This is a genomic window from Nocardioides plantarum, from assembly GCF_006346395.1.
GTDB classification, from domain to species: Bacteria; Actinomycetota; Actinomycetes; order Propionibacteriales; family Nocardioidaceae; genus Nocardioides; species Nocardioides plantarum.
Window position 1 is genome coordinate 471,506 of record NZ_VDMS01000001.1, and the last position, 22,688, is coordinate 494,193.

Consider the following 22,688-nt stretch of genomic DNA (forward strand, 5'->3'; position numbering starts at 1 on the left):
GGGCGCACATGCTGACACGGCCCACGGGCCCGGCACAACAGCCTTGTGGACGCCGGGTCGTCATGGGTCGCGGTCGGGGAGGAAGGGGTGGAGGCGCCGCCGAACGGGGGGATCCCGGCGGCGCCTCCACGCTCGCCGTACCCGGCGGGGCCGCGGGTATGCGTTGACTACGCTGGAGATGTGCCCACCGACCCGACGAACACCCCCGCCAGCGGCGCGGCGGCGAGCTGGCAGGACCCCGCCGCGGTCTCGTTGATGCTCGACGACTGCCAGACCTGGGCCGTGGTCGGGCTGACGACCAACACCGGGCGCACGGCCCACTCCATCGCCGCCCTGCTCCAGCACCGCGGCAAGCGGATCGTCCCGATCAACCCCGACGGGGCCGAGGTGCTCGGCGAGACCGGCTACCAGCGGCTGTCCGACGTGCCGTTCCCGGTCGACGTCGTCGACGTCTTCCGCCGCTCCGAGGCCGCGGGCGAGTTCGCCGACCAGGCCGTCGCGATAGGCGCGCGCGGCGTGTGGTTCCAGCTCGGGGTCGTCGACGAGGCCGCCTTCGCACGCACCCGGGCCGCCGGCGTCGCGATGGTGATGGACACCTGTCCCGCCATCGAGTTGCGCAAGCGCTGAGGCCGGCGTGGCGGGCCCCGGTGACGACCTGGAGGTGCGGCCCGGGGTGGTGATCCCCGCGGTCGAGCTCGTCGAGCGGTTCAGCCGCTCGTCCGGCCCGGGCGGCCAGTCGGTCAACACGACCGACAGCCGCGTCGAGCTGGAGTACGACGTCATGACCACGATCGCCCTGACCGACGCCCAGCGGGTGCGGGTCGTCGGCCGGCTGAGCTCGCCCGTCCTGATCGTCGCCTCGGAGCACCGCTCGCAGCACCGCAACCGGGTCGCCGCGCGCGAGCGGCTCGCCACCCGTCTGCGCGACGCGCTGCTCCCCCCACCGCCTCCGCGGCGGGCCACCAAGCCCACCAAGGGCTCGCAGCGACGTCGCCTGGAGGCCAAGAAGCAGCGCGGGACGACGAAGTCGCTGCGCGGGCGCGTCCGCGACGAGTAGGGCGGTACTTCGGGCCAGCCGACCGGCACTTGCGGCCGATGCCGCGCCGCCCCGCCGGTTCCTAACGTCCTCCTTGTGCTGACCGACACCGTCCTCCTCCTGTCCGACCCGTGCGTGGCCGCGGTGCCGGTGCTCGACTCCGGCGAGCCTCTGGTGCGGCTGCCGCGCTACCTCTCCCCCGGTCGCGTGCCGGTACGACGTGGTCTGGCCGACCGGCTCGCCCGCGCCGCGGACCGCCTGCCCGCGGGCATCGGCCTCCGGGTCGTCGAGGGCCATCGCTCCGCCGCCGACCAGGAGGCCATCGTGGCGTCGTACTCGGCCGAGCTGCGGACGCTGCACCCCGGCATCGACGACGCGTCCCTGCGGGTGCTGACCAGCCGGTTCGTCTCGCCGCTCGAGGTGGCGCCCCACGTCGCCGGGGCGGCGGTCGACCTCACCCTCGTCGACGCGTGCGGGGAGGACCTCGACCTGGGCACCCCGATCGACGCGACCCCCGAGCAGAGCGACGGCCGCTGCTGGACGGCCGCCGACGGCATCGGGGCCGACGCCCGAGCCCACCGTGACCTGATGGCCCACGCGCTGGGCGGCGCGGGGCTCGTCAACTACCCCACGGAGTGGTGGCACTGGTCCTACGGCGACCGCTACTGGGCGCTGTCGACCGGCGCCGACCACGCGCTCTACGGTCCCCTGCGATGACCGCGGTGCTCGCCACCCGTGCCCCCGCCGGGGCCCGCCTCGAGGTCGACCTCGGCGCGGTCGCGAACAACACCCGCCTGCTCTCGGCGTGCACGCCCGGCGCCCTCATGGCCGTGGTCAAGGCCGACGGGTTCGGCCACGGCGCCGTCGGCGTCGCGCGGACCGCACTGGCGCACGGCGCCTCCTGGCTCGGGGTCACCAGCATCGACGAGGCGCTGGCACTGCGGGCCGCGGGCCTGCGGGCGCCGGTGCTGAGCTGGCTCAACACGGTCGACGCCGACTTCGTCGCGGCCGTGGGTGCGGGCGTCGACGTCGCCGTACCGAGCCTGGCGCACCTCGAGGCCGTCACCCGGGCCGGCATCGGGGCGCGCGTGCACCTCCACCTCGACACCGGCATGGCCCGCGACGGGGCCGCACCGCACGAGTGGCCGGCGCTGTGCCGGGCCGCTCGCCGGGCGGAGCGGAGCGGGGTGCTGCGGGTGGTCGGCGTGATGGGGCACCTGGGGTGCTCCGACGTGCCCGACGATCCCGCCAACGCTGCCGGCCGCACGGCGTTCGACTGGGGCGTCGGCGTCGCCCGCGGGGCCGGTCTGCGGCCGCCGCTGCGCCACCTCGCCGCGACGGCCGCGACCCTGACCGACCCCGCGTCGCTGCACACGATGAGCCGTGTCGGCGCCGGGCTCGTGGGCATCGACCCGAGCGGCACGACCCGCCTGTCCCCCGCGCTCACGCTGACCGCGCCCGTCGTCGGCACCCGGCGCGTGGCCGCCGGCACCTCGGTCGGCTACGGGCACGCCTGGCGCGCCGACCGCGCCACGACGCTCGCCCTGCTGCCCCTCGGGTACGCCGACGGCCTCCCCCGGACGACCGGCGGTCGCGCGCAGGTCTGGCTGGCCGGACGACGCCGCGCGGTCGTCGGCCGGATCTCGATGGACCAGGTCGTCGTCGACCTCGGCGACGACGCGGTCCTGCCGGGGGCCGTCGCGACCGTCTTCGGCCCCGGCCACCACGGCGAGCCGACGGCCGCGGAGTGGGCCGCCTGGGCCGACACCATCGAGCACGAGATCGTCACCGGAATCGGCGCACGGGTGGCCCGCGGATGACCGCGCGTACCCGCGTCGCGGTCATCGGCGGCGGAGCCAGCTGCGAGCACGAGGTGTCGCTGGCCAGCGCCGCCTCGGTCGCCGACGCCCTGGCCGGTGCCGCCGACGGCGAGCGCTACGACGTCGTCCGTCTCACCATCGACCCGCACGGCACCTGGCTCGACGTCGGCGGCCGGCCGGTCGGACTCACCGGTGCCGCCTGCCTGCTGCGGCGCTGCGACGTGGTGCTCCCCGTCGTGCACGGCCCCCACGGCGAGGACGGCACGCTGGCCGCCCTGTGCGACCTGGCCGGACTGCCCTACGTGGGGTCCGGGCTGCGTGCCGGCGCCCTGGCGATGGACAAGTGGACGACCAAGCTCGTCGCCGCCGCGGTCGGTGTCGCCACGGCCCCCGGCGTCCTGCTGACGCCCGGCACCCGGGCGGCGTACGCCTGGACGCACCCGGTCGTCGTCAAGCCGGTCGCGGCCGGGTCCAGCCACGGGGTCTCGATGGTGGCGCGCACCGAGGACCTCGACGCCGCGCTGGCCGCGGCGTTCGCGCTCGACGACCGGGTCCTGGTCGAGGACGTGGTGGTGGGCCGCGAGATCGACGTCGCCGTGCTCGCGCGCCCCGACGGCAGCCGGGTCGTGGCCCCGACGCTCGAGATCGTGACGGCAGCGTCGGACGGCGTGTTCGGCTACGAGGAGAAGTACGGCGGCACCGCCGACTTCCGGATCCCCGCGCCCCTCGACGAGACCGACACCAAGACGCTCGAGGACGCGGCGGTCGCGGTGTTCGACGCACTGGGGTGCGCCGGGGTGGCCCGCGTCGACTTCTTCTGGACCCAGGACGGGCCGGTGCTCAACGAGGTCAACACGATGCCGGGCTTCACCGAGCAGTCGCAGGTCCCGAAGATGTTCGCCGCAGCCGGTCTCGCCTACGCCGACCTCCTCGACCTGCTGGTGCGCGACGCCGTGGCGCCGGGCATGGAACGATGACCGCACCATGAGTCCCCGCCCCGTCCCGCACCCGTGAACGACCGGGTGCGCGCCTGGGCCCCGTCGGTCTCCCTCGGGCTGGTCGTGCTGGTCCTCGGCGTGGTCGAGCTGCTCAACACCGACCCCATCGTCGACCGGGCCTACGACCGCGGCCTGGCCGTCCTGGTGCTCGCGACGGCGGTGGCCGTCGGGCTGGCGCGCCGGGCGCCGGCGGCGGCGCTGGCCCTGTCGGGCGGCATCGGCCTGGTCCAGTACACGACCGACAACCAGATCATGCTGATCGAGGTCGCGTTCTTCGTCGTGGTCTTCGCCGCCGCCCGGTGGGGTCACGTCGTCACGGTCGTCGCCGCTGCCCTGGCCGTCCCGCTCGCGGCCGCCCTGGCGGTCCACCTCGCCATCACGCAGGAGTACGTCCCCCTGTTGTCCAACGACGACATCCGGACCCTGCTCGACACCGCCGAGCGCGTCGGCAACTCCTCCGCCCGGGCCGGCATCACGGTCTTCCTGGTGCTGGTCCTGGCCTCGCCCTGGCTGCTCGGGGTCGCGTTCCGCTTCGGCGATCGCGCCCGCGCGTCGCGGATCTCGCAGGTGCGGGCCGAGGACTCGGCTGCGGTGGCCGTCCAGCAGACCGAGCAGGCCCGCGAGATCGCCCGGTTGCGCGACGAGCAGGCCCGCCTGGCCCGCGACGTCCACGACGTCGTCGGGCACTCCCTGGCCGTGATCCTGGCCCAGGCCGAGTCGGCGCAGTACCTCCCGGACGACGACCCCGACCGGCTCAAGCAGACGATGGCGACGATCGCGGGCTCGGCCCGCTCGTCGCTGCAGGACGTGCGCCAGGTGCTCTCCGCCCCCGACGCGCCCACCGTCACCCGCCCCCTCGACACCCTGGTCGACGGCGTCCGCGCGGGCGGTCACGAGGTCGTGGTCCGCGAGCTCGGCACCGCCCGGCCGCTGCCCCCCGAGCTGGAGGTGACGGCCTACCGGGTGCTGCAGGAGATGCTCACCAACGCCGTCAAGCACGGTCGCCGCGAGGAGCCGGTCTTCGTCGAGCGGCACTGGCCCGACGACTCGCTGTCCGACGAGCTGCGCATCGAGGTCCGCAACTCCGCGTCGAGCGCCGTCGGTGAGCGCGGCTCGGGCCTCGATGGCATGCGCCAGCGTCTCGCGGCGGTCGGCGGACGCCTCGACGTACGCCGCCGCGAGGAGCCCGACACCACGACGTTCACCGTGACGGCATGGATACCGTTGGTCCCGAGATGAGCGACATCAGGGTGCTGCTGGTCGACGACCAGGACCTCTTCCGCGAGGGCGTCCGGGTCATCATCGACGCCCAGGAGGGCATGGGGGTCGTGGGCACGGCGGGTGACGGCGTCGAGGCGGTGCGGCTCGTCGACGAGCTCGCCCCCGACGTGGTGCTCATGGACATCCGGATGCCGGAGATGGACGGCGTCGAGGCGACCCGTCAGCTCCTCGCCCCCGACCGGGTGGCCCGCCGCGCGGCCACCGGGGCGGCGCCGGTCCGCGTCATCGTGCTGACGACGTTCAACCTCGACGACCGGGCCGCGACGGCGATCCGCCACGGCGCGAGCGGCTTCCTGCTCAAGGACACCACCCCGCTGCAGCTGCGCGACGCCATCCGCACCGTCCACGCCGGCAACGCCGTCCTGGCGCCCGACGACCTCACGGCGCTGATGGCCGGCAGCTTCGTGGCGCCGACGCCCACGCCCACGGCGTACCTCGAGCTGACCGACAAGGAGCGCGAGGTCTTCGCCGCGGTCGCGCGCGGGCTGTCCAACATCGAGATCGGCGCTCTCGTCTTCGCCTCCGAGTCCACGGTGAAGACCCACGTGGGGGCGATCCTGCGCAAGCTGACCCTGCGCGACCGGGTGCAGATCGTGGTCTACGCCCACGAGCACGGGCTCGTCTCCTCGTGAACCCGGTGCCGTCACCCGGCACAATCGGCACCATCGACACCGTCGACACCGCGACGTGAGTCCCTGCACTCAGGCGCGCCGACCGTCTGCCCACCAGGCTCCGGACATGCCCACGATCCCGCGTGCCCCGCGCCTCGTCCTCGTCCCCTCCCTCCTGCTCGTCGGCCTCGCCGCCACCGCCTGCGGCAACGACGTCACCACCGACATCATCGGGAGCGCCGGCGTCACCGTCGACGCCCAGGGCGGCGCCGTCGTGCTCGTCACGGTGTGCCGGGACGACGTCGACTCGATCGACCTCCTGGGCGGCCGCGGCGGCCTGGAGCCGGATCAGCCCAACCCGACGATCGCCTCCTGGTCCGCGAGCACTCCGCAGCGCGGCACGATCGTCCTCGACCTCGACACCCCCACCCCGACCTGGGACGGGCCCGCGTCGGTCGACCTCGAGGACTCCGAGCTCTACATCGTGTCGGCCGACCGCTCCGACGCCGACGCCGAGGTCACCCAGACCTCGTTCCGGGGCCGTGACCTCGCTGCCCTGTCCCCCGACCAGGTCATCGTCCGCGACGGCACCGTCGTGACCCGCGCGGCCTTCGACGCCGAGGCCTGCGACTGACTCGACGACCTCGTCGCGGTCCGCAGCCAGGGGGCCTCGAACAGCCAGGTCCCGCCGAGCCGGCGCACGCCGCCGTGCAGCGCCAGGCAGACGGCGAGCACGACGCCCGTGACCACCGCCGGGTAGAGCACGGCCAGCGGCAGCGACCGGGCCGGGGCCGAGCCCTCTCCCACCAGCTGCACCGACCCGAGGTGGACCAGCGCGACCAGCGGCAGGTGCAGCACGTAGACGGGCAGGGTGCGGCGTCCCAGGCCGGCGAGCGCCGACCCGAGCCGCGGCACCCGGGCCAGCGTGGCGGCGACGGTGAGCCCGGCCGCGATACCGAGCGCGCCGAGTGCCGGGCGCACGCCGAGCCACTCGTCGGCACCCAGCACCTGCCACAGCGCCGCCCCGGCCGCGAACGCAGCCACTGCGGCGACCAGCGTGGCGCGGGTCGGACGGGTGAGCCGGGTGACCCAGCGGGTGAAGTGGGGCAGCCGGGTGCCGAGCAGGAACCACACCAGGTTGGTGAGCAGCCCATAGCGGTTGCCGGGTGTCGGCACCCACCCGGCCGCGGCGACCGCGCTCAGCAGCAGCGCGACGCCCAGGGCCCAGTGCGGGGCCCGGCGCGTGGCCCGCGCCACGACGACGTACGACGCCAGGGCCAGGAGGTACCAGAGGTTGCCCGGGGTGATCGTCAGCTGCACGAGCAGCTCGCCCGGCGACCCGGCGACGGCGGTGTCGAAGCCCGGCGTCAGCTGCAGGAGCAGGGTGTGGAGCAGCGTCCAGAGCACGAACAGGTAGAGCAGCGGCGCCACCCGCCCGACCCAGACCTGGCGCCACGGGCGCGCGAGCCGGCCGACCGCGAACAGGCCGGAGATGAGGAAGAACAGCGGCATCCGCACGGGCAGCAGCACCTCCGACAGCGTCCCCCAGCCTCCGGTCACCGGGCCCTCCCCCGCCCACGGGAGCAGCAGGAAGTCCTTGCGGGTCACGTGCCAGAGCACGACCAGGACGATGCAGAGACCCTTGGCCACGTCGGCCCACCGTTGACGTTCGTTCACGCCCTGATCCTCGGTGGGCGGGGACCGCACCGGGATCGGTCCGAGGTGCCGGTGACGTGGTCGCAGGTACCGGGTCTCACGTGGTGACGACCAGGGTGAACCCCGGAGTCGTTTAAGCGTAGTGTTTCACGTAACTTAGTCTCCACAAGGAGGGAGGAACCATGACCAGCACCCTCGACCGTGCCGACCTGCGGGTCCGCCAGGTCGGCGGCCGGGTGGGCGCCCACATCGAGGGCGTCCGGCTGGGTGGCGACCTCGACGAGGCCACCGTCGCCTCGGTCCGCGCGGCCCTCCTGCGGCACAAGGTCGTCTTCTTCCGCGGCCAGGACCACCTCGACGACGCCGAGCACCAGGCCTTCGCGGCCCGGATGGGCCCGCTGACCACCGCCCACCCGACGGTCGACACGGGCTCCGGCCGGGTCCTCAAGGTCACCGCCGACAAGGGCATGGCGGCCAACGCCTGGCACACCGACGTGACCTTCGTCGACCGGGTCCCCGCGATCAGCGTGCTGCGCGCCGTCGCCCTGCCTCCCTACGGCGGCAGCACCGTGTGGGCCAACTGCGTCGCGGCCTACGAGGCGCTGCCCACCTCGCTGCGCGCCCTGGTCGACGACCTGTGGGCCGTGCACACCAACAGCTACGACTACGCGCAGCTCGACGAGGAGTCCGAGGAGCCCGACGCCCACTACACCCGGGCCGACTTCACCTCGCAGGTCTTCGAGACGGAGCACCCCGTCGTCCGGGTGCACCCCGAGACCGGCGAGCGGGCGTTCGTGCTCGGCCACTTCGTCAAGGGCTTCACCGGACTCAGCACGAGCGAGTCGACGGCGATCTTCCACCTGCTGCAGAACCGGATCACCAAGCTGGAGAACACGGTGCGCTGGACCTGGGAGCCGGGCGACGTCGCCATGTGGGACAACCGCGCCACCCAGCACTACGCCGTCGCCGACTTCGACACCCACTACCGCGAGATGCGGCGGATCACCGTCGCCGGCGACGTGCCGGTCGCGATCGACGGGCGTCGCAGCCGGGTGGTCCGGGGCGACGCGACGGCCTACTCACGCCTCGACGAGCTCATCTCCTGACCTCGTCGCGGGACTGCGACCGGATCCGCGCCGGTAGCCAGCCGACCAGCCGCTCGAGCGGGCCTCGACGTCGCAGGGCGGCGTACACGCTGCCGATCCAGAGCACGACCACGACGTGCCACACGTACGACGACGGCACCTCGTCGGGCCAGACCCGCTCGGTCCTCATCACCACGTGGAGCGTGTAGAGCGTCAGCGTCATCGCACCGGCCCCGAAGGCCACCTGCACGGCGCGCTCGGCGTGGTCCGAGAGGTCGCCGAGCCAGTCGACGACCAGCAGGCAGAGCCCGATCACCAGGGCCGCGCTGCCCGCGGTCTGGGCCAGGTCGAACGGGGTCGAGGAGTGGGGCGCGACGACGGTCAGCCACCGCCAGCCCGAGCCCGGCCCCTCGGTCGGGGTCTGGCCGTACATCCCGCCGGCCATCTCGTCGAGCTCGCGCACGGTGAACCGGCTGCGTGTCAGGGCGTCGGAGACGAGGACGGCGGCGACCGCCACGGCCAGTCCCGCCGCCGCCAGCACCGCCGCGACCCGGCGTGAGCGCAGGTCGAGGCGCCCGATCGCCAGGCCGAGCAGGAGGTAGGTCAGCCACGGCACGGCCGGGTAGTAGCCGGTGAACAGCAGCTCGGACAGCAGGGGCCAGGGCGTCTCGACCTGGTCGAACCCCGGGCTCGCGAACTGGCGGACGGGCAGGTGCGGGACCAGCAGCCGGCTCGCCACGGGAGCGGCGACCGCCCACCCGGCCGCGAGCGCCAGGAGCGGTCGCCAGGTGAGCCCGAGGAACGGCAGGCCCAGCACGAACAGCACGGCGTAGTAGGTGAGGATCACCGCGATCCCGGTCTCGAGCCGGCCCAGCGCCAGCCCCAGCACCGCGATCGCGAGCGACCGTACGGCGATCGCCAGGCTCACGCGCACCCGCACCTGGCCCCGGACCGGCGTACGCCGCCCGGAGACGAGCGCCAGGGCCACCCCGGCCAGCACGGCGAACAGCGCCGAGGCGCGGCCGCCGGCCAGCCAGTGCGACGTGGTGATCTCGCCCGCGGGCGTCCGGCCGTCGAGCACGTGGGTGGCCATCATGCCCAGCAGCGCCAGGCACCTCGCGACGTCGAGACCGACGAGTCGGGGGCTCCTCGTCGAGCTGTCAGAAGCCGAGGCGGCGGCCACCGGTGTCTCCGCGCACGGCCGCTCCCTTGTCCTGTGCCGCCTTCTTGAGGTCGGCCTGGAAGGTCACCATCTGCTCCTGCAGGGCGGGGTCGGACGCCGCCAGGATGCGTACGGCGAGCAGCCCGGCGTTGCGGGCGCCGCCGATCGCGACGGTCGCGACCGGCACCCCGGCCGGCATCTGCACGATCGAGAGCAGCGAGTCCATGCCGTCGAGGGTCTTCAGCGCCACCGGCACCCCGATGACCGGCAGCGGCGTGACGGCGGCGAGCATGCCGGGCAGGTGGGCGGCACCGCCGGCGCCGGCGATGATCACCGACAGACCGCGACCGGCGGCCTGCTTGCCGTAGGCCAGCATCTCCTCGGGCATCCGGTGCGCCGAGACGACGTCGGCCTCGTGGGCGACGCCGAACTCGGCGAGTGCCTCGGCCGCCTGCTTCATCACCGGCCAGTCGGAGTCGCTGCCCATCACGATGCCCACGCGGGGGCCGGTCTCGCTGCTCATGTCGTCACTCGCTTTCGTTGCCGAGGTCGCCACGGAACCACGCGGCGGCGTGCCGCGCGCGCTCCAGGCAGTCGTCGAGGTCGTCGCCGTAGGCGTTGACGTGGCCGACCTTGCGGCCCGGGCGCAGGTCCTTGCCGTAGAGGTGCACCCGCAGGTGGGGGTCGCGGGCCATCGCGTGCGGGTAGCCGTCGTAGAGGCGGCCGACCTGGTGGTCGGGCCCGCCGAGGATGTTGACCATCACGGTCCACGAGGCGCGCGCCGCGGGCGAGCCGAGGGGCAGGTCGAGCACGGCGCGCAGGTGGTTCTCGAACTGCGAGGTGACGGCGCCGTCCTGGGTCCAGTGGCCGGTGTTGTGGGGTCGCATCGCGAGCTCGTTGACGAGGATCCGACCGTCCTGGGTCTCGAACAGCTCGACCGCGAGCACCCCCGTCACGTCGAGCTCGCCGGCGATCGTGAGCGCGACCTGCTGGGCCTGGGTGGCGAGCTCGGGGTCGAGGTCGGGCGCCGGGGCGACGACCTCGTGACAGATGCCGTCGACCTGCGTCGAGGCCACGACCGGGTAGGCCGCCGCCTGGCCGCTGGGCGAGCGCACCACCAGGGCCGACAGCTCGCGGCGGAAGTCGACGAGCTCCTCGGCCAGCAGTCGGACGCCCTTCTCGGCGGCGACACGCAGCGGCTCGGCCACGTCGGCGGCCGAGCGGACGAACCAGACTCCCTTGCCGTCGTACCCGAGGCGGGTGATCTTCAGGACGCACGGGAGCCCGAAGGCCTCGACGTCGGCCGGTGAGGCGACGATGGCGTTGCGCGGGCACGGCAGGCCGAGCTCGGCGAGCCGCTCGCGCATGACGCCCTTGTCCTGGGCGTGCACGAGCGCGCTGGGGCCCGGGCGGACGGCCACGCCGTCGGCCTCGAGGGCGTGCAGGTGCTCGGTCGGGACGTGCTCGTGGTCGAAGGTGACCACGGCCGCGCCGGCGGTGACCGCGCGCAGGTCGGCGAGGTCGGTGTGGTCGCCGACGAGCTGGTCGACGATCACCTGGGCGGCCGAGACCCCCTCGGCCTCGGCGAGCAGGCGGAGCGGGACGGCCAGCGCGGCGGCCGGCTCGGCCATCATCCGGGCGAGCTGTCCGCCCCCGACGACCGCGACGAGCGGAGCAGAGGTCACGGGACGAGACTAGTGAGAGGTCACGTGGCCCTCACGGGCGCCTCGGTCTCGAAGCGCAGACCGCGCCCGCGCAGGGTGGTGATGAGGTGGGGACGCCGGCTGTCGTCGTGGAGCTTGCGGCGGACCCACCCCAGGTGCACGTCGATCGTCTTCGACGACGTCCAGAAGGTGGTGTGCCAGACATCGCGCATCAGGTCCTCGCGGGAGACGACCTCGCCGGCGCGCGAGATCAGGGCGAGGAGCAGGTCGAACTCCTTGCGCGAGAACGTGACCTCGTCACCGTCGACCCAGACCCGGCGGTCGACGGGGTCGACCCGCACTCCCTGCACCTCGTGCACGGTCCCCAACGTAGGAACGCAGCCCGCCGCGCACACCCGTTCGGCCAAAACCGGGCCGGGTGATCTAGACCGGTCGGTGCCGTCGGTGCCCCGTCGGTGACCCGTCAGTGCCGTCGTACGGCGACGGGCTCGACCAGGCCGAACCCGCGGACCGGCCGCTCGGGCAGCCGGCGGGTCTCGAACTGGTCGCTCGGCAGCAGCTCGGCGGTGGCGGCGTCGATGATGATCCGGTTGCGGCGGGCGACGGCGGTCAGCCGCGCGGCGAGGTTGACCGGGGGGCCGAAGACGTCGCCCAGGCGCATCACCACGTTGCCGCTGGCCAGGCCCAGACGTACGTCGGGCATCCGGCTGTCGCGGCCGATGACGTTGATGATCCCCTCGGCGGTGTCGTAGGCCCGGATCGGGTCGTCGTTGACGAAGAGGATCGAGTCTCCGATGCTCTTGATCACCCGGCCGCGCTGCGCGGCGACCACGTCGGCGCACCGCGACTCGAACAGCTCGACGAGGTCGCCGATCCGCTCGCGCGAGATCTCGTTGCTCAGCGCGGTGAAGCTGACGATGTCGGCGAACCCGACGGTGAGCTGCGTGGTGTGCAGGTCGTCGGCCTCCCCCAGCGCCACGATGCGCGACACCGCGGCCGCCAGGTGACGGCGCCAGGCGTAGATCATCATCGCCTCGAAGCCGTCGCTTAGGTCGTCGAGCATGCGCAGCGCGGTCGTCGTACGGTCGGCGGCCTGCTCGCCGTTCTCGGCGGACTGCTGCTCGAGCTCCTCGACGCGGTGCACCAGCGCCGCGACCTCCCAGTCGGCCAGCCGGGCCATCGTCTGGCCCAGGGCCCGGGTGATGGTGATCGCGAGGTCGAAGTCGAGGAGCCCGGTGTCGATCGCGGCGCTCAGCGCGCGGATCGCCTCGACGTCGGAGGCGGTGTAGACCGCCGCCCCCTCGGCCTCGGGGAAGCCCAGCGCGCGCCACAGCCGGCGTGCCTCACCGAGGGTGATCCCGGCCTCGCGGGCCACCTGCGAGGCGGAGTACGACGGCACCTCGCGCAGGATCGCCTCGACGATCTCGTTGGGGTCGCCCCACGCCCGCGGGGTGGGGTCGGCAGGCTCGTCGATCAGTGGCCCTCGGCGCTCTGGGTCTCGCCGCCGTGGAGCTTGTGCAGCAGCTGGTTGAGGTCGCGCTGGGTCTCCTCGACGTGCGGGATGTCGTAGATCAGCACCTGGCCGTTGGTGCTCGCGTCACTGATCACCAGCGTGCCGCAGCCCAGCATCCGGTCGATGAGGTCGCGCTCGTAGGCCACGTCGCTGATCCGGCTCAGCGGGATGTCGTGACCGCGGCGGGTCAGGATGCCGTTGCGGGTGATGAGGCGGCGGTTGGTGATCGTGTAGGACGCCATCAGCCAGTCGAGGGTCGGCCACACGACCCGCCACAGCACCAGCACCAGCACGACCCCCCAGATGATCAGCTCCAGGATGCGCTCGGTGTCGGCGTCGTCGAGGTCGATGAGCACCTGCGCCGCGACCCCCACCGCCAGCAGCACCACGAGCGTCAGCAGCGGCAACAGCAGCGCCTTGGCGTGCGTCCGGGTGCTGACCATGATCTCTTCGCCGGGGTTGAGCAGCTTCTGGGAGATGGCCACCCCGGGATCATTCCACCTTCGCGGCGTCCGCGGGACGCAACCGGCGGTCGGGGTGTCTCGGAACCACCCGCCGCGAGGTGAATGCCCACGTCGGTCGAGGTGCGAAGGCCGCCAGGCCTGAGCCTCGAGACCCCCGCCGCCGACGCACCCGACCCGACCGCGGTGTCGTTGGATCGGGGCTCTCGACGGCGCGGGTCTCACGGGGTCGGGGTGTCCGCGCGCCTACCATTCCGGTCCTCGCCGTCAAGGACGTCGCTTCGCTCCGCCGCTACGCGGTCGCTACGCGATCCTTGACCGCGAGCCTCTCCCGGAATGGTTGACGGCGCAGACAAGGGCGGGCTCCGCCGCGCCCTCGTCCAGCGCGGACACCCCGACACCCAGGTCTCTGGCGACTGGAGAGAATCCCGTGAACCTGGTTCACGAGAATCTCTCCAGTCGAGCCACCCGCCACGTGAGCGGTGCGCCAGCCACCGAACCCACCCGCCCCCAGACCCCAGAACTGTGGCTCACGCGCCGCCGCCCGACCCGGACGACGTGAGACCTAGGGACGAAAGACGTCGCTGCTGACCGGCGTACCCCTGCGGAGGTCTCGAGGCTCGGCGCTAGCGCGCCTAGCACCTCGACCGACGTCGGGCCTGGCGGCTTCGCACCTCGACCGACGTGGGGAGCCGACGTGCGCTCAGACGGCCCGCACGTGGACGACGTCACCGGCCGAGACGAAGGTCCGCCTGCCGTCGGACTCGACGACGAGCTGGCCGGCGGGGTCGATCTCGGTGGCGCGGCCCTCGAGGACCGAGCCGTCGGGGAGGTCGACGCGGACGTCCTGGCCGACGGTGACGCAGGCGGCAGCGTACGACGAGTGCAGGCGCATGCCGCTGTCGTCGCCCCCGAGCTCCCAGGCGTCGACGGCCTCGCGGATGGCGTTGAGGCTCTCGACCAGGACGTCGGTGCGGTCGACGGGTCGGCCGAGCTCGAGCTCGAGGGAGGTGGCGGTAGGCACCGGGAGCTCGTCGGCGGTGAGGGAGACGTTGATGCCGACGCCGACGACGGCGGCGGGGCCCTGGGGGGTCTCGACGCGCTCGACGAGGATGCCGGCGACCTTCTTGTCACCGACCAGGACGTCGTTGGGCCACTTCACGCCCGCCTCGAGACCGGAGGCGCGGATGGCCTTGTCGATGGCGTACCCGGTGAGCAGCGGCAGCCACGGCCAGGCGCGGGTGGGCGTCGTGGGGCGCAGCAGGATGGAGAAGGTGACCGAGGTGCCGGCGGGTGACTCCCACGTGCGGTCGAGCCGGCCCCGGCCCCCGGTCTGGTGGTCGGCGACGACGACGAGCCCGTCGGGTGCGCCCTCGAGCGCGCGACGGATCACCTCGGCGTTGGTGGACCCGAGGGAGTCGACCACCTCGACGGTGAGGTCGGGCATGAGCTCGGGGTTGCCGCTGCCGAGGCGGGCCTTGTCGAGCGGTGGGCGTGCGGCCGAGTCCGTGGTCACGAGGTCTAGCCTGTCCTACCGAACCTCCCAGTCCAAGCACCCCCTCAGTTCAGGAGAGCCGTGAGCGCACAGCCAGGAGTCGGCATCGAGGTCCCGGACGATCTCGACCTCCACACGACCGCGGGCAAGCTCGCGGACCACGAGCGCCGGATCGACGCGGCCATCCACGCCGGCTCCCAGGCGGCGATCGAGAAGCAGCACGCGAAGGGCCGGCTGTCGGCCCGCGAGCGCATCGAGCTGCTCTTCGACGAGGGCTCCTTTGTGGAGCTCGACGAGCTGGCCCGCCACCGCTCCACAGCGTTCGGGCTGGAGAGGACCCGTCCCTACGGCGACGGCGTGATCACCGGCTACGGCACCATCGACGGCCGCCAGACGTGCGTGTTCAGCCAGGACTTCAGCGTCTTCGGCGGCTCCCTGGGCGAGGTCTACGGCGAGAAGATCGTCAAGGTCATGGACCTGGCGATGAAGGTTGGCTGCCCGATCATCGGCATCAACGAGGGCGCCGGCGCCCGCATCCAGGAGGGCGTCGTCTCGCTCGGCCTCTACGGCGAGATCTTCCGCCGCAACGTGCACGCCTCGGGCGTCATCCCCCAGATCTCCATGATCATGGGCAACTGCGCCGGCGGTCACGTCTACTCCCCCGCGGTCACCGACTTCACCGTCATGGTCGACCAGACCTCGGCGATGTTCATCACCGGGCCCGACGTCATCAAGACCGTCACCGGCGAGGACGTCTCGATGGAGGACCTCGGCGGCGCGCGCACCCACAACACCAAGTCCGGCAACGCCCACTACCTGGCCGCCGACGAGGCCGACGCGGTCGACTACGTCAAGGCGCTGCTCTCGCACCTGCCGCAGAACAACCTCGACGAGGCCGTCGTCCTCGACGACGAGACCGACCTGGCCGTCACCGACCTCGACCGCTCGCTCGACACCCTGATCCCCGACAGCGCCAACCAGCCCTACGACATGCGCGACGTGATCACCGCGGTGCTCGACGACCAGGACCTGCTCGAGGTCTCCGAGCTCTTCGCGCCCAACATCATCACCGGCTTCGGCCGCGTCGAGGGTCGCCCGGTGGGCGTCGTGGCCAACCAGCCGATGCAGTTCGCCGGCACCCTCGACATCGACGCCTCCGAGAAGGCCGCCCGGTTCGTCCGGTTCTGCGACGCCTTCAACATCCCCGTGCTCACGTTCGTCGACGTGCCCGGCTTCCTGCCCGGCACCGACCAGGAGTGGAACGGCATCATCCGCCGCGGCGCCAAGCTGATCTACGCCTACGCCGAGGCCACCGTCCCGCTGGTCACCGTGATCACCCGCAAGGCCTACGGCGGCGCCTACGACGTGATGGGCTCCAAGCACCTCGGCGCCGACATCAACCTCGCCTGGCCCACGGCCCAGATCGCCGTCATCGGCGCCCAGGGCGCCGTCAACATCGTGCACCGCAAGACCCTCAAGCAGGTCGAGGCCGACGGCGGGACCCCCGAGCAGGTCGAGGCCCGGCGCGCCGAGCTGATCGACGAGTACGAGACCACGCTGGCCAACCCCTACATCGCGGCCGAGCGCGGCTACGTCGACGCCGTCATCAGCCCCCAGGAGACGCGCGCCGAGATCATCAAGGCGCTGCGCCTGCTGCGCTCCAAGCGCGCGACCCTGCCGCCCAAGAAGCACGGGAACATCCCGTTGTGACCGGTCAGCCACCCCCGTCGGACGACCCGCGCCCGACGCTGCGCATCGTCAACGCCGACGCGACGCCCGAGGAGATCGCCGCGGTGGTCGCGGTGTTCGCCGGCCTGGGCGGCGACGAGGCGCCGACCCGGCGTCCCCGGGCCCAGTGGGGGGCGCCGCACCGTCACGTACGCCGTCCGCTGTCCCACGGCGCCGGCGGCTGGCGGTCCAGCTCGCTGCCCGGCTGACCCCGACCCCGAACCCGGGCCCCGGCTGGGGACCGGTCGCGGGCCACCGGGCGAGAATGGGACCCGTGCCGATCTTCGTCCTCGCCTCCGCCTCCCCCGCCCGCCTGCAGACCCTGCGCAGCGCCGGCCTCGACCCGCTCGTCGTCGTCTCGGGGGTCGACGAGTCGCAGGTCGCGGGGGTCCCGCCCGCCGAGCTGGCGCTGGCGCTGGCCGAGCTCAAGTGCGCCGCCGTGCTCGACCGCAGCGAGGTGCCCGACGGCGCCCTGGTGCTGGGGTGCGACTCGGTGCTCGACCTCGACGGCGTGGCGCTCGGCAAGCCCGACGACGCCGCCGACGCGGTCTCGCGGTGGCGCGCGATGCGCGGACGCTCCGGTGTGCTGCGCACCGGTCACAGCCTCCGCGACACCTCCTCCGGCCGGGTCGTCTCGGCGACCGCCTCGACCACGGTCCGCTTCGCCGATGTCACCGACGCCGAGATCTCGGCGTACGTCGCCACCGGCGAGCCGCTGCACGTGGCGGGCGCGTTCACCGTCGACGGGCTCGGCGGCGCGTTCGTGACCGCGATCGAGGGCGACTTCCACAACGTGGTCGGGGTGAGCCTGCCACTGCTGCGCACGCTCGTGGCCGACCTCGGCCACGCCTGGACCGACCTGTGGGCCGCGAGCGCCCGGCAGGGCTAGCGACACGCCCTACGGCGCGGCTAGCCGAAGAGCGCCGACGCCTTGCGGATGGTCTCGACGAGGCCGTAGACGAGCGGGATCCCGACCAGGGCCCAGGCGGTGACGAGTCGCGCACTCATGCCGCACTCCTCTCGTTCAGCTTGCCGGTCGGGCTGTCGTCGTCGGACCGGGGTTCGTGGAAGCGCTCGGCGACCGGGCGCACCAGGAGGTTGGCCACCAGGCCGACGGCGAGCACGCCGACCATGGTCAGCAGGGCCGGACGGTAGGCATCGGCGGTGAGCGAGCCGGGCTCGCCCTGGGCGTCGAGGAAGCGGTTGACGATGAACGGTCCGGCCACGCCCGCCGCCGACCACGCCGTGAGCAGGCGGCCGTGGATCGCGCCGACCTGGAAGGTGCCGAACAGGTCGCGCAGGTAGGCCGGGATGGTGGCGAAGCCGCCGCCGTAGAAGCTGATGATCACCGCCGCGAGCAGCACGAAGAGCGCGGTGGAGGTCGAGCCGACCGTCGACAGCAGGACGTAGAGGGCCAGGCCCAGGCCCAGGTAGATCAGGTAGATGGGCTTGCGGCCGACCACGTCGGAGGTGGACGACCACACGAACCGGCCGGCCATGTTGGCGATCGACAGCAGCCCGACGAAACCGCCGGCTGCGGCGGCGCTCACGGTCGACGTCTCGCCCTCCCGGAAGAAGTCCTGGATCATCGGCGAGGCCTGCTCGAGGATGCCGATGCCCGCCGTCACGTTGCAGAACAGCACGACCCACAGCAGCCAGAACTGCGGGGTGCGGATCGCGTTGCCGGCCGACACCTGGGCGGTGGTGACGAGCTTCTTGGCGCGCACCGTCGACGGGTCCCAGCCCGCCGGGCTCCAGTCGTCGGCGGGGACCCGCACGGTGAACGCGCCGAACAGCATGAAGACCGCGTAGCCGGCGGCCAGGGTGACGAACAGCAGCGCCACCGCACGGCCGTCGGCGAGCGAGGTCGCGTCGGTGGAGTCGTACGCCGAGTCGTAGAGCGACATCAGCCGCCCGCTGAGCGGGCTCGCGACCAGCGCACCGCCGCCGAAGCCCATGATCGCCATACCGGTCGCGAGACCAGGCCGGTCGGGGAACCACTTGATCAGCGTCGAGACCGGCGAGATGTAGCCGATGCCGAGCCCGATGCCCCCGATGAACCCGTAGCCCACGAAGACCAGCCAGAGCCAGCCGAGGGCGATGCCGAGAGCGGCCACCAGGAAGCCGGTCACCCAGAAGCAGGCGGAGACGAACATCGCCGCGCGCGGGCCGTTGCGGTCGACCCAGGTGCCGCCGAACCCGGCCGCGAGGCCGAGCATCACGATCGCCAGCGAGAAGACGAGCCCGATCGTGGTCAGGCTGCTGTCGAAGTGGGCGACCAGCGCGGTCTTGTAGACGCTGGTCGCGTAGACCTGACCGATGCACAGGTGCACGGCGAGGGCTGCCGGTGGGACCAGCCAGCGGTTGAAGCGAGGACCAGCGACCGTGCGGTCGCGAGCGAGGAACGAGGGGAGCACGGTGGACCTTCCGAGACGGAAAGGCCCAGCGTGGGCGTCAGGCGGAGACGGTCGCCACACCCCTCAGGACGGGGCGCTCACCGCGGACGTGGGCGCCTCGAGCGGCCGGCGGAACACGAACCGCTTGAACAGGTAGAACCGGGCTCCGAAGGCGAGCACCAGGCCCACCCCGTTGGCCGACAGGTTGTCGGCGAGCATCGAGTCGAGGTGGAGCACGTGGCGGGTCAGGAACAGGCAGCCCACGGGCAGCACCATCGCGAGCAGGTTGATGACGACGTAGGCGGTCCACCCGCCGTCGGCCTGCCGGGGCGGGCGGTGCGGGAACACCCAGCCGCGGGCGCCGTGGTAGCTGATGACCATGCCGACGCAGTTGGCCAGGACGTAGGCGACGATCGGCTGGTCGCCCATCACGGTGGTGCCGACGAGCCAGCCGTGGGCCAGCACGTTGAAGATCACGAACGACACCCACGTCGCCAGCTGGGCGACGGCGAAGAATCGCCACACCTCGCCCAGGAGGCGCTGCCAGCGGTCGGACATGGGGCGATCCTATACGGAGAGCGACTCCGGTCGTGGCAGCGGCGCTACTCGACGGGCAGGCCGAGGCTGCGCGCGATCAGCATCCGCTGGACCTCGGAGGTGCCCTCGCCGATCTCGAGGACCTTGGCGTCGCGGTAGAAGCGCGCCACGGGGTACTCCTCCATGAAGCCGTAGCCGCCGAAGACCTGCGTCGCGATGCGGGTCGCGGTGACGGCGGACTCGGTGGAGTAGAGCTTGGCCACCGAGGCGGCACGCTTGACCTCCTGGTGCGGCGCACCGGCGTCCTTGAGGGCCGCAGCCTTGTAGGTCAGCAGTCGCGAGGCCTGGAGCATGACCTCGAGGTCGGCGATCTGGAAGGCGACCCCCTGCTTGCGCCCGATCGGCCCGCCGAAGGTCTGCCGCTCACCGGCGTAGGCGACCGCCATGTCGAGACAGGCCTGGATGCAGCCGACGGAGAGCGCCGAGATCGCGATCCGGCCGTCGTCGAGGGTGGCGAGGAACTGCGCGTAGCCGCGGCCCTCGTCGCCGAGCAGGTGGTCGGCCGGGACGTGGACGTCCTCGAACGACAGCGGGTGCGTGTCGGAGGCGTGCCAGCCGAGCTTGTCGTAGGCCTTCTCGGCGGTGAAGCCGGGCGTGCCGCTCGGCACCATGATCGCGCTGATCGCCGGTCGGCCGTCGTCGCGAGAACCGGTACGGGCGGTGACGGTCACCAGGCTGGTGATCTCGGAGCCCGAGTTGGTGATGAACTGCTTGGCCCCGTTGACGACCCACTCGTCACCGACGAGCTCGGCCTTGGTCTGGGTGGCCCCGGCGTCGGAGCCTGCTCCGGGCTCGGTCAGCCCGAACCCCGCGAGCGCCTCGCCGGCGACGAGCGCCGGGAGCCAGCGCTCCTTCTGCTCGGTGGTGCCGTAGGCCAGCAGCGGGTTGATGCCCAGGCCGACCCCGGCCTGCAGGGTGATGCCCATCGACTGGTCGACGCGACCGAGCTCCTCGATCGCGACGCAGAGGCTGGTGAAGTCGCCGTCGTCGCCTGCTCCGCCGTACTCCTCGGGGGCGGTGAGGCCGAAGAGGCCCAGCTTGCCCATCTGGTGCACCACGTCGACCGGGAAGTGGTGCTCGCGGTCCCACTGCGCCGCGTGCGGCGCGATCTGCGCCTCGGCGAACTCCCGGACACTGCGGCGGAACTCCTCGTGCTCACGACTCAGCTCGAACGTCATGCCGGAGATCATGCCACGGTGGTTAACGTTTGTTAACCACCCGGGCGGGGTGCCGACGAGGTCGGCGTCAGGTGCGCAGGTGCCGCACGGCCTGCCACCCGGGATCGGGGGTGTGGACGACCTCGACGCGACCCTGGGTCCAGCCGCCGACGGCGGCCTCCACCATGCCGGCGGTGGGTCGGGCGGAGTCGACGTAGTAGTGGAGGGTACGGCGACCACGACCGGTCTCGTGGGCGACCAGGCGCCCCGAGCCGGCGAGCCGGGTGGTGACGTGGTCCTCCAGCGCGCGCAGGTCGTCCAGCGCACCGGGGGCCGGCAGCCCCTCGTCGGTGGTGTCGGTGAACGGCACGTCGACCGCCAGGTGGGCGTCGAGGTGGGGCGCGAAGCTCGAGGCCAGGGGCACCTGCGCGACCGCCATCAACGGGGACCCGTCGAGCTCGCCCTGCAGCATCACCCAGGTGGGCTCGCCGTCCTCGCCGATCGCGTCGGCACGCACCTCGGCGACCAGGTCGCGCAGGCCGGCCAGGGTCACCGCGTCGGCCGGGGGGTCGAGGGCGGGCTCGACGTTGCCGATCCACGTCTCGCAGTCGGTCTCACCGAGGGTGTGGTCGAGGGAGATGAACACGACCACGCCGCGCGCCTGCTCGGGCAGGTCGCGCAGCAGCGGGTGGTGCACCGCGACGTCGACGTGGTGGCCGACCCGGGTGGCGGCGACACGGATCTCGGCGAAGTCGACCTCGGTGTCGCCGACCCGGATCGAGCCCGACTCCGGGTCGGGGTCGGCGGGGCGGGCGTCGGCGTAGGTCCAGGTCTCGGTGGGCTCTGGCGCCGCCAGCAGCCACCGCCGCGCCGTGGCCCGGGCCGCCGGGTTGCCCTCGGGGCTGACCACCAGCCGGTGGGCCGAGGTCTCGCTCGGCCCGAGCTCCCAGGTGAGCTCGGGCGACAGCGCGTGCACGCGGGCGTTGAGCTCGTCGACCAGGTCCTCGATCGTGCCGGCCTCGATCCCGGCCTCGCACGCCGCGGCACCCCCCGCGCCCCACCAGGCCCAGAACGCGTCGAAGTCGGGCGGGTTGGTCCCTTCGTCAGCCATGCGTCCGAGCCTAGGAGGTAGGCCGGCTGCGGTGGCTTCGAGGCTCGTCGCCAGGGCTCCTCGCTCCTCAGCCGACGTGACGACCCAACCCCTGAGAGGCGCCCCACGCCCCACCCAGGCCGACCACACGGCGCACGGAGACGGAGGCCGGCCGGAGTCGACCAGACCGACTAGCCGCAGTTGTCGCAGACGCCGGTGGCGGGGATGGCCATGAAGCACGTGGGGCACACGTTGACCGGGCGGTCGGAGGCGGCGATCCGCTTGGGCGCGGCGACCGTGGGCTCCTTCGGGGCGCGCGGCGCCTTGGGGGCGCGGGTGCCGGCCGCGGTCGTGGAGCGGGGGGCCCTGCTGCGGGTGGTCGAGAGCACCTCGGCCGGCACCCCGCCGTCCTCCGGCGCCGAGCCGGCCCACTGGTAGCACTCCAGGCGGGCGCGGGCAGCGTGCCGCTCGCGGGCGGCCGGGGTGGCGATGGGCAGCTCCTCGATGGCGCGCAGCACGTCGTCGTACCGCTCCCCCACCCAGCCGTGGCCGTCGACGACCAGCGCGGTCAGCGGCGGGTAGCCGTCGCGGTGGTGCAGGTGGGCCAAGGGCTGGAGCACCTTGGGCAGCCACCGCTCGAGCGGCCGGGTGGTGCGGATGGCGCTGGCGGCCTGCACCCGTTCGGCGAGGTCGGCCTCGCGGACGACGGCGTGGTAGGTCGTCGCCGTCTCCTCGAGTACGTCGTGGGCCGCGCGGGCCCAGTGCTCCAGGGCGATCGCCTCGGTGGTGGGCCGGCCCTCCGGCTCGTGCCAGAAACCCTTGCGCTCCTGCATGTACTCGGACATCCCGCCCAGGATATGCCCCCGCCCGGAGGTCCCCGACACGGAGTCAGGTCCCGTTCGGCGATCTGCCACCCGCGGAGCCTTCCGGACCAGATA

The 22,688-nt window shown here is 73.0% G+C and carries 25 protein-coding genes; 11 read left to right on the plus strand and 14 right to left on the minus strand.

All coding sequences use genetic code 11. The features are described from left to right. Nucleotides 1-180 precede the first annotated feature (180 nt). The 7 genes from FJQ56_RS02165 to FJQ56_RS02195 all read left to right on the plus strand — a co-directional run bounded on the left by FJQ56_RS02165 (nucleotide 181) and on the right by FJQ56_RS02195 (nucleotide 5,767). Nucleotides 181-627, plus strand: coding sequence for a CoA-binding protein (locus FJQ56_RS02165; protein ID WP_246083948.1), 447 nt, complete (start codon nucleotides 181-183; stop codon nucleotides 625-627). A gap of 7 nt (nucleotides 628-634) precedes the next feature. Then, on the plus strand, nucleotides 635-1,057 hold the full coding sequence (gene arfB, locus FJQ56_RS02170; protein WP_140007555.1) for an alternative ribosome rescue aminoacyl-tRNA hydrolase ArfB: 423 nt from the start codon (nucleotides 635-637) through the stop codon (nucleotides 1,055-1,057). Nucleotides 1,058-1,132: 75 nt separating this feature from the next. Beyond that, nucleotides 1,133-1,753, plus strand: coding sequence for a M15 family metallopeptidase (locus FJQ56_RS02175; RefSeq protein WP_246083949.1), 621 nt, complete (start codon nucleotides 1,133-1,135; stop codon nucleotides 1,751-1,753). After that, nucleotides 1,750-2,856: an alanine racemase gene (alr, locus tag FJQ56_RS02180; protein WP_140007556.1), complete on the plus strand. Its 1,107-nt coding sequence runs from the start codon at nucleotides 1,750-1,752 to the stop codon at nucleotides 2,854-2,856. Before FJQ56_RS02175 ends, alr begins: the two co-directional genes overlap by 4 nt. Continuing rightward, nucleotides 2,853-3,833, plus strand: coding sequence for a D-alanine--D-alanine ligase family protein (locus tag FJQ56_RS02185; protein WP_140007557.1), 981 nt, complete (start codon nucleotides 2,853-2,855; stop codon nucleotides 3,831-3,833). Before alr ends, FJQ56_RS02185 begins: the two co-directional genes overlap by 4 nt. A gap of 33 nt (nucleotides 3,834-3,866) precedes the next feature. Continuing rightward, on the plus strand, nucleotides 3,867-5,093 hold the full coding sequence (locus tag FJQ56_RS02190) for a sensor histidine kinase (RefSeq protein WP_170215228.1): 1,227 nt from the start codon (nucleotides 3,867-3,869) through the stop codon (nucleotides 5,091-5,093). Continuing rightward, on the plus strand, nucleotides 5,090-5,767 hold the full coding sequence (locus FJQ56_RS02195) for a response regulator (protein WP_140007559.1): 678 nt from the start codon (nucleotides 5,090-5,092) through the stop codon (nucleotides 5,765-5,767). The genes FJQ56_RS02190 and FJQ56_RS02195 overlap by 4 nt, the downstream gene beginning before the upstream one ends. A gap of 456 nt (nucleotides 5,768-6,223) precedes the next feature. Here FJQ56_RS02195 and FJQ56_RS02200 read toward each other — a convergent pair whose 3' ends face one another. After that, the gene (locus FJQ56_RS02200; RefSeq protein ID WP_170215229.1) at nucleotides 6,224-7,423 is read right to left on the minus strand and encodes an acyltransferase family protein; all 1,200 of its coding nucleotides are present in this window, start codon (nucleotides 7,421-7,423) and stop codon (nucleotides 6,224-6,226) included. 161 nt (nucleotides 7,424-7,584) lie between these two features. On the opposite strand from FJQ56_RS02200, the gene FJQ56_RS02205 reads away from it, so the two are divergent. Then, the gene (locus tag FJQ56_RS02205; protein WP_140007561.1) at nucleotides 7,585-8,508 is read left to right on the plus strand and encodes a TauD/TfdA dioxygenase family protein; all 924 of its coding nucleotides are present in this window, start codon (nucleotides 7,585-7,587) and stop codon (nucleotides 8,506-8,508) included. Here FJQ56_RS02205 and FJQ56_RS02210 read toward each other — a convergent pair. The 7 genes from FJQ56_RS02210 to FJQ56_RS02240 form a co-directional block, all read right to left on the minus strand. After that, nucleotides 8,498-9,670, minus strand: a complete 1,173-nt coding sequence (locus tag FJQ56_RS02210) for a heparan-alpha-glucosaminide N-acetyltransferase domain-containing protein (RefSeq protein WP_170215230.1) — start codon at nucleotides 9,668-9,670, stop codon at nucleotides 8,498-8,500. The two genes, FJQ56_RS02205 and FJQ56_RS02210, sit on opposite strands and share 11 nt — an antisense overlap. Continuing rightward, the gene (gene purE, locus FJQ56_RS02215; RefSeq protein ID WP_140007563.1) at nucleotides 9,648-10,172 is read right to left on the minus strand and encodes a 5-(carboxyamino)imidazole ribonucleotide mutase; all 525 of its coding nucleotides are present in this window, start codon (nucleotides 10,170-10,172) and stop codon (nucleotides 9,648-9,650) included. Before purE ends, FJQ56_RS02210 begins: the two co-directional genes overlap by 23 nt. Before the next feature lie 4 nt (nucleotides 10,173-10,176). Further along, nucleotides 10,177-11,334 carry a 5-(carboxyamino)imidazole ribonucleotide synthase gene (locus FJQ56_RS02220; protein ID WP_140007564.1) on the minus strand — a complete coding sequence of 386 codons (1,158 nt, stop codon included), beginning with the start codon at nucleotides 11,332-11,334 and terminating at the stop codon, nucleotides 10,177-10,179. Nucleotides 11,335-11,354: 20 nt separating this feature from the next. Next, on the minus strand, nucleotides 11,355-11,672 hold the full coding sequence (locus FJQ56_RS02225; protein ID WP_140007565.1) for a winged helix-turn-helix domain-containing protein: 318 nt from the start codon (nucleotides 11,670-11,672) through the stop codon (nucleotides 11,355-11,357). Nucleotides 11,673-11,776: 104 nt separating this feature from the next. Then, nucleotides 11,777-12,712 carry an adenylate/guanylate cyclase domain-containing protein gene (locus FJQ56_RS02230; protein WP_246083950.1) on the minus strand — a complete coding sequence of 312 codons (936 nt, stop codon included), beginning with the start codon at nucleotides 12,710-12,712 and terminating at the stop codon, nucleotides 11,777-11,779. Nucleotides 12,713-12,786: 74 nt separating this feature from the next. Continuing rightward, nucleotides 12,787-13,311 (minus strand): PH domain-containing protein, encoded by a 525-nt coding sequence (locus FJQ56_RS02235; RefSeq protein WP_140007567.1) that lies wholly within the window; start codon nucleotides 13,309-13,311, stop codon nucleotides 12,787-12,789. 679 nt (nucleotides 13,312-13,990) lie between these two features. Beyond that, entirely contained in the window at nucleotides 13,991-14,803 is an 813-nt protein-coding gene (locus tag FJQ56_RS02240) for a biotin--[acetyl-CoA-carboxylase] ligase (protein ID WP_246083951.1), read from the minus strand. A 60-nt stretch (nucleotides 14,804-14,863) separates the two neighbouring features. On the opposite strand from FJQ56_RS02240, the gene FJQ56_RS02245 reads away from it, so the two are divergent. Genes FJQ56_RS02245 through FJQ56_RS02255 form a run of 3 tightly spaced genes read left to right on the plus strand, consistent with a single transcriptional unit; the run spans nucleotide 14,864 to nucleotide 17,399 of the window. Next, nucleotides 14,864-16,492, plus strand: coding sequence for an acyl-CoA carboxylase subunit beta (locus FJQ56_RS02245; RefSeq protein WP_342776407.1), 1,629 nt, complete (start codon nucleotides 14,864-14,866; stop codon nucleotides 16,490-16,492). After that, nucleotides 16,489-16,719, plus strand: coding sequence for an acyl-CoA carboxylase subunit epsilon (locus FJQ56_RS02250; RefSeq protein WP_140007568.1), 231 nt, complete (start codon nucleotides 16,489-16,491; stop codon nucleotides 16,717-16,719). The genes FJQ56_RS02245 and FJQ56_RS02250 overlap by 4 nt, the downstream gene beginning before the upstream one ends. Nucleotides 16,720-16,775: 56 nt before the next feature. After that, entirely contained in the window at nucleotides 16,776-17,399 is a 624-nt protein-coding gene (locus FJQ56_RS02255) for a Maf family protein (RefSeq protein ID WP_140007569.1), read from the plus strand. A 20-nt stretch (nucleotides 17,400-17,419) separates the two neighbouring features. Here FJQ56_RS02255 and FJQ56_RS23040 read toward each other — a convergent pair whose 3' ends face one another. From FJQ56_RS23040 to FJQ56_RS02280, 6 genes are all read right to left on the minus strand, one after another. Then, the gene (locus FJQ56_RS23040) at nucleotides 17,420-17,518 is read right to left on the minus strand and encodes an MFS transporter small subunit (protein WP_417605941.1); all 99 of its coding nucleotides are present in this window, start codon (nucleotides 17,516-17,518) and stop codon (nucleotides 17,420-17,422) included. Next, complete coding sequence (locus tag FJQ56_RS02260) at nucleotides 17,515-18,927, minus strand: OFA family MFS transporter (RefSeq protein ID WP_140007570.1); 1,413 nt, start codon at nucleotides 18,925-18,927, stop codon at nucleotides 17,515-17,517. Before FJQ56_RS02260 ends, FJQ56_RS23040 begins: the two co-directional genes overlap by 4 nt. 63 nt (nucleotides 18,928-18,990) lie before the next feature. Next, nucleotides 18,991-19,464 (minus strand): GtrA family protein, encoded by a 474-nt coding sequence (locus FJQ56_RS02265; protein ID WP_140007571.1) that lies wholly within the window; start codon nucleotides 19,462-19,464, stop codon nucleotides 18,991-18,993. Between the two features lie 44 nt (nucleotides 19,465-19,508). Continuing rightward, nucleotides 19,509-20,681, minus strand: coding sequence for an acyl-CoA dehydrogenase family protein (locus tag FJQ56_RS02270; RefSeq protein ID WP_140007572.1), 1,173 nt, complete (start codon nucleotides 20,679-20,681; stop codon nucleotides 19,509-19,511). Nucleotides 20,682-20,748: 67 nt separating this feature from the next. Next, nucleotides 20,749-21,771, minus strand: coding sequence for a DUF695 domain-containing protein (locus FJQ56_RS02275; protein WP_140007573.1), 1,023 nt, complete (start codon nucleotides 21,769-21,771; stop codon nucleotides 20,749-20,751). A gap of 170 nt (nucleotides 21,772-21,941) precedes the next feature. Then, nucleotides 21,942-22,595 carry a hypothetical protein gene (locus tag FJQ56_RS02280; RefSeq protein WP_140007574.1) on the minus strand — a complete coding sequence of 218 codons (654 nt, stop codon included), beginning with the start codon at nucleotides 22,593-22,595 and terminating at the stop codon, nucleotides 21,942-21,944. Between the last annotated feature and the right edge of the window lie 93 nt (nucleotides 22,596-22,688).